Below are 10,962 nucleotides of genomic sequence, written 5' to 3' on the forward strand. Positions count from 1 at the left end.
CGGGCCGCGGCCCGGGCTCCGCCGGGGCGGGTACGGGGGCGGGGGCCCCGCCGGGTTCCTCCTGCGCCTCAGCGGGCGCCAGCAGCCCGCCCGGCAGGATCACCACGGCGGCGGTGCCTCCGTACACCGAGCGCCGCAGCGTGACCCGGGCCTGGAGCTGGTCGGCCAGGTGGCCCACGACGAAGAGGCCCAGCCGGTGGGCGTTCTCGGCGAGGACGGAGTAGGGCGGCGCCGAGTGCAGGCGCTCGTTCATGGCCTCGTACCCGGCGGCCGAGACGCGCGGTCCGCGGTCCTCGACCTCGATCGACAGCCCGTCCGCGACGAGTTCGGCGCGGACGACCACCTTCGAGCGGGGCGGGGAGAACCGGGTCGCGTTGTCCAGCAGCTCCGCCAGCAGGTGGCTGATCTGGCTGATCGCGTGCGGCTGCACGCTCGCCTCGTCCAGGGCCTGCCGTTCGATCCGCCGGAAGTCCTCGACCTCGGCCGCGGCCTCGCGCAGCAGGTCGGCGACGCGCATGGGCTCGGTGTGCGGGTCCGGGATCTCGCCGCCGGCGAGGATGAGCAGGTTCTCGATCTGGCGCCGCATCCCCACCGTCAACTGGTCGGACCGCATCAACTGGGCCAGGAGCGCCTCGTCGTGGCCGAAGGTGTCCTGGAGCTCCTCGGTCAGGGTCAGCTGCCGGCTGACGAGGTTTCCGGTGCGCGCGGCGATGCCCGAGGCGAACAGGCCGAAGCCGTGCCGTTCGGCGGCGAGTTGCCGGTGCCCGTCGACGGACACGGCGACCACCCGGGCGAAGGCGTCGGCGATCTGCCCGACCTCGTCCTGGCGCCCCCACACGGCCGGCAGCGCCTGCGCGTCGACGGTCTCCCCGCGCTGGAGCCGGGCCACCACGTCGGGCAGCGTCTCCTCGGCGATGGCGACCGTACGGGTGTGCAGGCGGTTCAGCCGGCGCAGGACCGACCGCGTGGTGAGGACGACGACGACGGCGACCAGCAGCAGGGCGCCGCCGCTGGCCCCGATCAGCCAGTAGACCTCGGCCTCCAGCTCGGAGGCCTTCGCGTCGGCGTCCGCGAACACGCTGCGGGCCCGGCCGGCGGTGAGCTCGGCCAGCTGCGGGGCGAACGTGCGGTGCGCGGCGGGCCAGTCGTCGACGTCGGCCGGCAGCTTCGCGCCGGTCGCGGTGTCCCTGTGGTTCGCGACGACCGCGTTCTCGACGCGGAGCTTGGTCCGCCAGGCGTCCGAGGCGGTCAGCTTGTCGTACGCGGCCAGTTCGGCGGGCGGGAGGTACGGCACGATCCAGGTGTCGTACAGGTACCGGTGGGTGCCGACGGCGTCGAGGAACTGGGCGAAGCCGGTGGCCGCCAGCTCGCGGGAGGGTCCCGCCAGGGCGAGGGACGTGTCCTCGCGCGCGACCATCTCCGCGGCCGAGAACAGGGCGACGGCGGGCCTGCTCTCCTGGGCGAGCTCGGCGTCCTCCGCGTGGCTGAACTCGTCCTGGTAGGCGCGGATGATGTCGTCGATCACGCCGGTGTAGTAGTCGACGGCCTGTTCGGCGCTGCCGCTGTGGGCGTCCACGCGCTTGCGGTACGAGGCCAGCAGGTCGAGCCGCCCGCTCACGGCGTCGAGGCGGTCGACGCCCTCCCCGGAGTGCCGCACCCCGCTGTCTCCGGCGGTGCCGGAGAGCCGGAGGAACTCGGCCGCCGCCCGGTCGGTTTCGGCCCGGCTCACGCGCAGGGCGTCGTCGGCCGCCGGGGAGCCCGCCCAGCGGGCCGCGGTCATCGCCCGCTCCTCCTGCAGCCCGGCCATCAGCCTGACCAGGGGAACGCCGATCCGTTCGCCGGCCTCCACGTCGGAGCGCAGGTGCTCCGACTGGGCCAGCAGCCGCTGGGCGGTGACGGTGACCTGGGCACCCATCGCCACGGTGGGAACGACGGCCAGGCAGACCAGCATCGTGCGCAGGCGCACGGTGCGGCGGCGCCGGACGGGTGGCGGGCTCGGTGGGCCTTCGGGTGCCATGGCAGACATCGGTCCTCGGGAGCGGCGGAGACGGGCCTGGATGAGGGCATGGGGGAACTGCCGACACGGCCCTGTGGGGTGGGGATGCCGATCATATCCAGCCAGTACGAATAAACGGAGACCTTACTTCCATGCCTCTGCGTGGTAAGGGCGCCGAGCCGCCCTTCCGCCCCCTCGACCGTGTCGCCGAGCGGGTCAGCGCAGGGATTCCCTCGGGGGGCGCTCGCGCAGGGCGCCGTAGCCGATGAAGTAGGCCGGGACGCGATTGAGCCAGCGGGAGTCGGTGACCAGCTCCGTCATGCGCTTGGCGCGGCGGGGGTCGCCGAAGGCGGCGCGGCCGGCCAGCAGGGGGGCGATGACCTGGGCGTGTGCCAGGCGCTGGAAGCCCTGGGTCGCCACCGTGGTGGGCCAGCGGCGCAGTTGTACCCGGCGCACGTCGTGGAGCCCGACCGTGCCCTCGCGCAAGGGGCGCACCAGGTGGCGGGCCGCGGCCACGGCGTCCTGCACGGCCAGGTTGATGCCGATGCCGAACACGGGCGACATCGCGTGGGCCGCGTCGCCGATGCACAGCAGCCCCGGGCGGTGCCAGCGGCGGAGGCGGTCGAGCCGTACGTCGAGCAGTTTGACCTCGTCCCAGGAGGTGACGGCGCCGGCGCGGTCGGCCAGCCATGGTGCGGCCTCGGTGAAGCGGGTCATGAAGCGGTCCAGCCCTTCGGCGCGGCGCTCGGCGTCCGTTCCCTTGGGGATGAGGGCCGCGCACTGCCAGTAGTCGCCGCGGTCGATGAGCGCGGTGAAGAAGCGGTCGCCCAGGCCGCCGACGAGCCCGCTGGGGTCGTCGTCACTGCGCGGCAGGCGGAACCACCAGGCGTCCATGGGGCAGGCGAAGCCCTCCAGGCCGAGTTCCGGCAGGTCCCTGGCGAGCGAGCCGCGGCCGTCGCAGGCCACGGTCAGGGTGGCCCGCAGTTCACCGGTGCGGCCGTCCGCGGTGCGGTAGCGGACGCCCGTTACGCGGCCGCGCTCCATGAGGAAGGAGGTGGCCCCGGTGTCCATGCGCAGCCGGAAGGAGGGTTCCTTGCCCGCTTCGTCGGCGAGGAGGTCGAGCAGGTCCCACTGGGGCACCATCGCGATGTAGTTGTACTTGCCGTGCAGCGCCGCGAGGTTCCCGACCGTCACCAGGGACCGGTCCGGCCCGATGGGCAGTTGGACCGAGCTCACCCGGCGCTGCGGCAGCCGGGCGAAGCGGTCGGCGAGGCCGATGTCGTCCAGGAGCGAGAGGGTCGAGGGGTGCACGGTGTCGCCGCGGAAGTCGCGCAGGAAGTCCCCGTGCTTCTCCAGGACCGTCACCTCGACCCCGGCCCGGGCCAGCAGCAGCCCCAGCACCATTCCGGCCGGCCCGCCTCCCACCACGCAGCACGTCGTGCGTTCCTGTTCCACAGCGGCACATCCCTTCCCGGGAATCCAGGCGCTCGGTTCCGGCCGCCCGAGGTGACGACTCACAGGTAGGTGACTAGCATGGGCAGGGTAGGGCCGCCACCGCGGAAACGGTTATTTCACCTGCGGTGATGCACACGGCCCGCAGAATGAGCGATCCAGCCCCTGGGTCCGTGGCTCGAACAGCCACGTTGACGGCGGATGCGCCCCCACGTTTATCGGGCACATGGAAAACCTCCCTGCTGTGGACGAAAGGAGGCGGAAACCGCTTCGTGCCGCGGGAGCGGCACAGTTCCGAGAAGGGTTCTGAAACCATGCGAGCAATGAGAGTGAAGAGGCTCGTCGCGGCCTCCGCGATCGGAGTCATGCTGGCCGGCGGCGCCGCCCTCGGCGCGGCGGGCACGGCCTCCGCGGCGGTTCCCACCCACGCGGTCACCTACGTCAGCCACGGTGGATGGGACGACGACGACCACGGGTACGGCCACGGCTGGTACGACGACGATGACGACTGGGGCGGATGGTCTGACGACGACTGCGGCTGAACAGCCGAACGCCCAACACGCTGTGCGGGCCGCCGAGTCGACGGTCCGTGCAGTGGCGCGTCCGCAGCGGTGGCCGAGTTCCGCGAGTCCAGCCGTTCGCCGACATGACCTCGGCCGGCCCGACACGCTCGTGCCGCTCTTCCCGGACCACGAGGAGCTGCTCCGCCGCTACTGCCGCCCGGCCGGGCCCGACTTCTGGAAGCCGGTGACCAGGGTGAGCGGCAGGTAGTCCGTGTCGACGGACGGCGTCCAGCCGTGGGTCCGGTACGCGAGCGCCGCCAGTGCGAGCGGCAGGAGCGGGAGGAGGCTGCGCGGCCGGGCACCGGAGCCGGGCCGGGTGCTGTGGGCGAGCAGGAGTGCGGCCAGCCCGGAGTCGAAGGCCTCGCGGTCGCCGGCGGCCAGGGCGCGCAGGGCCCGCAGTCCCACGGCGTCCGGCCGGTCGAGGAGGTCGTCGCCGCTCTCCTCGGCGCGCACGCGGATCCGCTCCAGCCCTGCGTCGAGGGCCGCGAGCTTCTGCTGCGCGGTCGCCGGGAAGTCCGCGTCCTCGTCGTCGGTGTCATCGAAGACCTGGGCCATGAAGCCCTTGACGAGCTCGATCGCCGGATTGCCGGGCGCGTCCCCGTCCCACTCCTGGCGGGCGAAGTGGAACGCCTCCCCGTGCCGCGAGGTCGCGTCGCAGAGGACCGCGAGACAGAGGGCGTCCGTCCACTCCGAGGGAGAGACCCCGTCGTGCTCACCGCGTTCCCCGCCGGGCTTGTAGCTCATCCCGAAGTTCACGTGGTCGAGGAAGACGTGGAAGGAGTCGTAGGTGTTGTAGGCGGCGTACGCGACGGCGCCCGCCGCGGCCTCGGCCGCGTCCTTCAGGACCGCCTCCTCCTCGGGGCCGTCGAGGGCGGGCGTCCCGACGGACAGTGCGCCCAGGTGGTCGAGGAGCTCCTCCGCGATCAGCTGCCACTCGTACGTGGCCATCCGCCCGCCCCTCGACATCGAGCGGATCTGGCCCCCGATCCGGTTCTCGAAATCCTCGAGGGCCGCCGAAACCGCCGCTTCGCCCACCTGATGACGCTCTATCCGCACAGCCCACTCCTCGATCACCGACCTGGCACGCCCACCCTAGGCCCCGGGTCCGACAACGCACCGGGCGGCCCCGAACAGCGGTCCGCGGGGCGGGGCTTCGGGGGCGAGCCCCTCCCCCAGTGGCTGGAGACGGGTGCCGCGCGTCTGGACGCCGGCCGGCGGGGTGCCTCCCTGCGGCTGGATCCGGACGAGCTCGCGGCGCTGCGCGAGGGGTGCGCTCCCGGTGCGCGGGCCCTGGCGGGCGGCCGGGGGTAGGGGTGCTCCGTGTCAGTGGGGCGGCTGCGGCAGGGGTGGGAGGGAGGGTTCGTCCAGCCAGGACGCGCACACGGCGTCCGTCGGCGCGGCCGCGTGGCGGGACACGTGGGCGGTGAAGTCGGCCGTGGTGGCCACGCCGTGGCGGTGCCGTGCGGTCCAGTCGCGGAGCATGCGGAAGAAGGCCTCGTCGCCCAGGGCGCTGCGGAGCGCGTGGACGGTGAGGCCCCCGCGCTCGTAGAGGCGGTCGTCGAACATCAGTCTGCGGCCCGGGTCGGACAGCCGCAGGTCCTGCGGGCGGGAGGCGAGCATGCGGTGGGCGGCGGCCGCCAGTTCGTGTGCGGTGCGGCCGCCGGAGCGCTCCGACCAGAGCCATTCGGCGTATTTGGCGAAGCCCTCGTTGAGCCAGATGTGCCGCCAGTCGGCGACGGTCACGCTGTTGCCGAACCACTGGTGCGCGAGCTCGTGGGCGACGAGCCGTTCCGCACCTCGGGCGCCGTCCACGTGGTTGGCTCCGAACGCGGACAGGCCCTGGGCCTCCACCGGCACGTCCAGTTCCTCGTCGGCGACGACGACCGTGTACTCGCCGAAGGGGTAGGGCCCGAAAAGTTCCTCGAAGAGCCGCATCATGGCGGGCTGGCGGGCGAAGTCGTGGGTGAACCGCGGCAGCAGGCGCGCCGGCACGTGGGCGGTCTGCGGGACTCCGCCGGCTCCGGGGTCGTCGAGCGGCACCGTCCGGTACATGCCGACGGACAGGCCGACGAGGTAGCTGGAGGTGGGCGCGGACTGCTCGTACACCCAGGTGCTGGTGCTGGCCCGGGTGGTCCGGGTGAGCAGCCGCCCGCCGGCCGCCACGGTGTAGGCGGAGGGCGTGTTGAGCGAGATGTGGTACGAGGCCTTGTCGGCGGGCCGGTCGTTGCACGGGTACCAGGAGGGGGCGCCGACCGGCTGGCTGGCCACCAGCGCGCCGTCGGTCAGCTCCTCCCAGCCGATGCCTCCCCAGGGGCTGCGCACCGGCTTGGGGTTGCCGGACCAGTGGACCTCCACGGTGAACGCGGCGCCCGGGGGCAGCGGTTTGGCCGGCCGGACGCGGAGCCGGCCGGCGCGGTGGGTGTAGTGGGCGGCCCGGCCGTCGAGCAGGACCCGTCCCACTTTGAAGTCGGCCAGGTTGAGGTGGAATTCGGCCAGGGCGGCGGGTCCGGCGATGGCGCTGATGCGGACCCTGCCGGTGAGCCGGTTGGGGCCGGGCCGGTACTCCAGGGCGAGTTCGTACCGGTGCGCGCGGTAGCGCGGGTCGCCGTTGTCCGGGAAGTACGGGTCCGGTGCCGCTGTCCGCTGACCGCTCACTGCCGTTTCCGCTCCCTGCGCCTGCTCGTACGAGGTGCCCGTGGTTCCGGTGTGCCGGCCTGCCGCGAGCCGGCGGAGCGCGGGTTCAGGAGCGCCACGCCTCGATCGGGTTGCCCAGCCAGCGGGTGTCGTCGGGGACGGATTCCCCGGCCATCACGAGGGAGGCGGGGCCCACCGTGCTGCGGGCTCCGATCGTGCTCCCAGGCAGGACGATCCCGCCCGGGCCCAGGGTGGCGCCCTCGCGCAGCACCACAGTATCCGTCCGCAGGATCCGGTCGTGGAAGAGATGCGTCTGCAACACGCAGCCCCGGTTCACGCTGACGCCGTCGCCGAGCGCCACCAGGTCGGTCTCGGGCAGCCAGTGGCTCTCGCACCACACGCCCCGCCCGATCCGGGCGCCGAGCCCGCGCAGCCACAGCGTCAGCAGCGGCGTACCGGGCACGGATCCGGCCAGCCAGGGAACGGCCAGCACCTCCACGAAGGTGTCGGCCAGCTCGTCCCGCCACACGAAGGCGCTCCACAGCGGGTGTTCCCCGGGCCGGTGGCGGCCCACCAGCAGCCACTTGGCGGCCACGGTGGCCGCGCACGCGGCCGCGCCGGCGAGGAGCAGGACCGCGCCGGACAGCAGTGCCGCTCCCGCGGCGCCCGGACCGCCGGGCGCCGCGAGGGCGCAGAGCGCCGCGGCCGTCAGGACGGCCAGCGCGGCCGAGCAGAACACCGGGACGAGACGGCAGAGTTCGACGAGGCCGCGCGCCCACAGCAGACGGGCCGGCGGGTCGTAGGTACGGCCGAGCTCGGCGGCCGCCGCGGACCTGGGCAGCCGGACCGGCGGCAGGCCCAGGTAGGAGCCGCCCTTCTTGGCCTTCTTGGGCGTGGCGGACAGCACCCCCACCAGCCCGTCGTCGGGCACCGTGCGGCCCGGCGCGGTCATGCCGGAGTTGCCGAGGAAGGCCCGGCGGCCGATCTCGGAGCGTCCGATCCGCACCCATCCGCCGCCGAGTTCGCAGGGGGCGGTCAGGGTGTCGTCGGCGAGGAACGCGCCGTCGCCGACGGTGGTGAGGGTCGGCAGTCCGAGGACGGTGGACACCTCCGCGCGGCGGCCGACGCGCATGCCGAGCAGCCGCAGCCAGACCGGGGTGACCAGCGCGGCGTACAGGGGGAAGAGGGTGTCCCGTGCCAGGTCCATCAGCTGGGTGACCGCCCAGGCCTGCCAGCCGGTGCGGCTGTGCGTGGGATGGCTGCCCGTGCGCAGTCCGAGGCTGAGCGCCCGTACGCCGATCAGCACCAGGAGCGCGTACGCGGACCCGTAGGCGAGCGCCCCGGGCACCACCGCGAGCAGCGCCCCCCGAAGCGCCCGGCCGGGCCCCGCGTCGGCGGGGACGAACCGGCCCGCCACGCACAGGGCGGGCAGGGCGGCGAGCAGGGGCAGGGCGGTGAGGCCCACGCCGGTCGCCCCGTACATCGCGCGCCACAGGAGCGGGCGCGGCGGGCGCTGGCGGGGCCAGTCGTGTTTGGCCCGGCCGAGTTTGACGGCGGGGGCCCCGGCCCACCGCTGGCCGGTCGGAACGTGGCCGACGACGGCGGAACCGGGGGCCACCTCGGCCCGCTTGCCCACCCGGGCGCCGGGGAACAGCAGGCTGCGGGTGCCGACGACCGCGCCCGCGCCGACCCGGACCGGGCCGATCACGAGCTGGTCCCCGTCGAGCCAGTGCCCGCACAGGTCCACCTCGGCCTCGACGGCGCAGCCCCGGCCGAGCCTGAGCAGGCCCGTGACCGGGGGCAGGGAGTGCAGGTCCACCTCGGGGCCGACCCGGGCACCGAGGGCCCGCGCGTACCGTTCCAGCCAGGCTCCGGTCAGCGAGGTCGCGCCGGCGCACTCGGCGAGCCGCTCGGCGGTCCACAGCCTCAGGTGCACGCTCCCGCCCCGCGGATGGCGTCCCTCCGTCACCCCGCGCAGCAGCAGGCGGGCGCCGCCCGCCGCGATCGCGAGCCGGCCGGGCGGGCTCAGCAGCAGCGCCGCAGCGGCCGCGACGCACCACCACGGGGCGGTCGGCGCCCACGGGTAGGGGCCGAGGCGGTGCAGTACGTTGCCCAGGGCGAACAGCACCACCGACCAGCGCAGGCCGGGCAGGGTGAACAGCGGGAGCAGCAGCAGCGACTGGAGGATCCGGGAGCGCGCCGGCACCGGGGTGACGGTCCGGGGCGTGCCGTCCTCCTGGACGGACTTCTCCAGCCGCCGGGCCAGCTTGCGCAGGACGGGCTGCTGGTAGACGTCGAGGACGGCCGCGCCCGGGTAGCGGGTGCGCAGCAGGGTGGCGAGCCGGGCGGCGGCGAGGCTTCCGCCGCCGATCGCGAAGAAGTCGTCGCCGGCTCCGGTGACGGGCACGCCCAGGGCCTCGCTCCACTGTTCGGCGAGCCAGGCCTCGGTGCCGTACAGCTGCTCGGCGCCGGCGGTGGTCCCGGCTCCGGGCAGGGGCCAGGGCAGGGCGTCGCGGTCCACCTTGCCGGAGGTGCGGGTGGGGAGCGCGTCGACGGGGGCGAGCAGCGGGACGAGGGCGGCGGGGAGTTCGGCGCGCAGCCGGGCGAGCGCCGCCGCGTGGTCCCAGCCGTCCTGGGTGACGAGGTAGCCGACGAGGAGCTGGTTGCCGCCGCGTGCGGTGCGTACGGCGGCGGCCGCGCCGGAGACGCCGGGCAGGGCCTGGAGCGCGGCGTCCACCTCGCCGAGCTCGATGCGGCGGCCGCCGAGCTTGACCTGCTCGTCGGCGCGGCCGAGGAAGACGAGGCCTTCCGGTTCGGCGCGGACGAGGTCGCCGCTGCGGTAGGCGCGCGGCCAGCCGAGGGAGGGGAGCGGGGCGTACTTCTCGGCGTCCTTCTCGGGGTCGAGGTAGCGGGCCAGTCCGACGCCGCCGATCACGAGCTGGCCGCTGCCGCCGATCGGCACCGGTTCACCGGACTCGTCGACGACGGCGAGCTCCCAGCCGGCCAGGGGCAGGCCGATGCGGACCGGTTCCTCGCCGGTCAGGAGCGAGGCGCAGGCGACGACGGTGGCCTCGGTGGGACCGTACGTGTTCCAGACCTCGCGGCCCTCGGTGACCAGACGCCGGCTCAGCTCGGGCGGGCAGGCCTCGCCGCCGAAGATCAGCAGCCGGACCTCGTCGAGGCTCTCGGGCTCCCAGAGCGCGGCGAGGGTCGGGACGGTGGAGACGACCGTGATCTCCTGGTCCACCAGCCAGGGGCCGAGGTCGGCGCCGCCGCGCACCTGTGAGCGCGGGACGGGGACGAGGCAGGCGCCGTGGCGCCAGGCCAGCCACATCTCCTCGCAGGAGGCGTCGAAGGCGACGGACAGGCCGGCCATGACCCGGTCGCCGGGGCCGATCGGCTCCTCGGTGAGGAAGAGCGCGGCCTCGGCGTCGACGAAGGCGGCGGCGCTGCGGTGGGTGACGGCGACGCCCTTGGGCCGTCCGGTGGAACCGGAGGTGAAGATGATCCACGCGTCGTCGTCGGGTCCCGGCGGTGCGGACGGTGCGGCGCGGACCCGGCCGCCCGGGCGGCGGCCGCCGACCTCGATGCCGGGGCCGGCGCCGAGGACCGCGCTGACCCCGGCCTCGCCGAAGACGAGTTCGGCCCGCTCGTCGGGGTCTTCGGCGTCGACGGGGACGTAGGCGGCACCGGCGGCGAGTACGGCGAGGATGGCCGTGTAGAGGTCGTTGGTCCCGGACGGGATCCGTACGCCGACGCGGTCGCCCGGCCCGATCCCGCAGGCGGCGAGGACCCGTCGCCGCCGCTCGACCTCGGCGGCCAGGGCCCGGTAGGTCAGCCGGGCGGTGCCGTCGTCGAGGGCGGGCTCGTCGGGGTGGGCGCGTACGGAGGCCGCGAAGACGTCGACGAGGGTGCGGGGCGGGGCCGGGGGCCCGGCGGAGAACCGGGCGGACTTGGCGGCGGCCCCGTCGGGGGCGGATTCCCGCGGGCCGGCGGGCGGGGCGGGCGACCCGCCGTCAGCGTCGCCGTCTCCTCCGTCGCCGTCGAGCAGATCGAGTTCACCGCGCCCTGGTGTGAATGCCATCGGCCCTCGCGTCTCGCTCCCCGGAATCATCCGGAGCGCCGGCGGGCCCGGGTCTGCCCGGGTTGTTCCGTTCCGGCGCCGAACAACCCGTCAGCCTAGTGCGGCGGTGGGGCGATTCGGGTCGAAGCCCCGGGCGTGGCCGGGAAGGAACGGCCGGGAACTCGCCCGTACGGGCGCCGGCCGGACGCCGTCCGGGGGCGGACGGCCCTGCGGCGGCCGGTACGGGGCCCGGC

General features: G+C 74.7%; 6 protein-coding genes. 1 reads left to right on the forward strand and 5 read right to left on the reverse strand.

Annotated elements, in window-relative coordinates:
* Both AB0F18_RS36215 and AB0F18_RS36220 read right to left on the reverse strand, forming a co-directional pair.
* Nucleotides 1-2,017: sensor histidine kinase (locus AB0F18_RS36215; RefSeq protein WP_362068813.1), on the reverse strand; the 2,017-nt coding region annotated here is incomplete at its 3' end.
* Between the two features lie 195 nt (nt 2,018-2,212).
* Nucleotides 2,213-3,451 carry an FAD-dependent oxidoreductase gene (locus tag AB0F18_RS36220; protein WP_362068815.1) on the reverse strand — a complete coding sequence of 413 codons (1,239 nt, stop codon included), beginning with the start codon at nt 3,449-3,451 and terminating at the stop codon, nt 2,213-2,215.
* Nucleotides 3,452-3,771: 320 nt separating this feature from the next.
* Here AB0F18_RS36220 and AB0F18_RS36225 point away from each other — a divergent pair, with 320 nt between their 5' ends.
* A complete protein-coding gene (locus AB0F18_RS36225; protein ID WP_362068818.1) occupies nt 3,772-3,990 on the forward strand; it encodes a hypothetical protein in 219 nt (72 codons plus the stop codon).
* Nucleotides 3,991-4,158: 168 nt separating this feature from the next.
* Here the strand turns inward: AB0F18_RS36225 and AB0F18_RS36230 are convergent, their stop codons facing one another.
* The 3 genes from AB0F18_RS36230 to AB0F18_RS36240 all read right to left on the reverse strand — a co-directional run bounded on the left by AB0F18_RS36230 (nt 4,159) and on the right by AB0F18_RS36240 (nt 10,729).
* On the reverse strand, nt 4,159-4,959 hold the full coding sequence (locus AB0F18_RS36230) for an Imm49 family immunity protein (protein WP_362068821.1): 801 nt from the start codon (nt 4,957-4,959) through the stop codon (nt 4,159-4,161).
* A 375-nt stretch (nt 4,960-5,334) separates the two neighbouring features.
* Nucleotides 5,335-6,666, reverse strand: a complete 1,332-nt coding sequence (locus AB0F18_RS36235) for a M1 family metallopeptidase (protein ID WP_362068823.1) — start codon at nt 6,664-6,666, stop codon at nt 5,335-5,337.
* Nucleotides 6,667-6,751: 85 nt separating this feature from the next.
* Entirely contained in the window at nt 6,752-10,729 is a 3,978-nt protein-coding gene (locus AB0F18_RS36240; RefSeq protein WP_362068826.1) for a Pls/PosA family non-ribosomal peptide synthetase, read from the reverse strand.
* Nucleotides 10,730-10,962 lie beyond the last annotated feature (233 nt).

This window comes from Streptomyces sp. NPDC029216, assembly GCF_040648015.1.
In the GTDB taxonomy this organism is placed as follows: domain Bacteria; phylum Actinomycetota; class Actinomycetes; order Streptomycetales; family Streptomycetaceae; genus Streptomyces.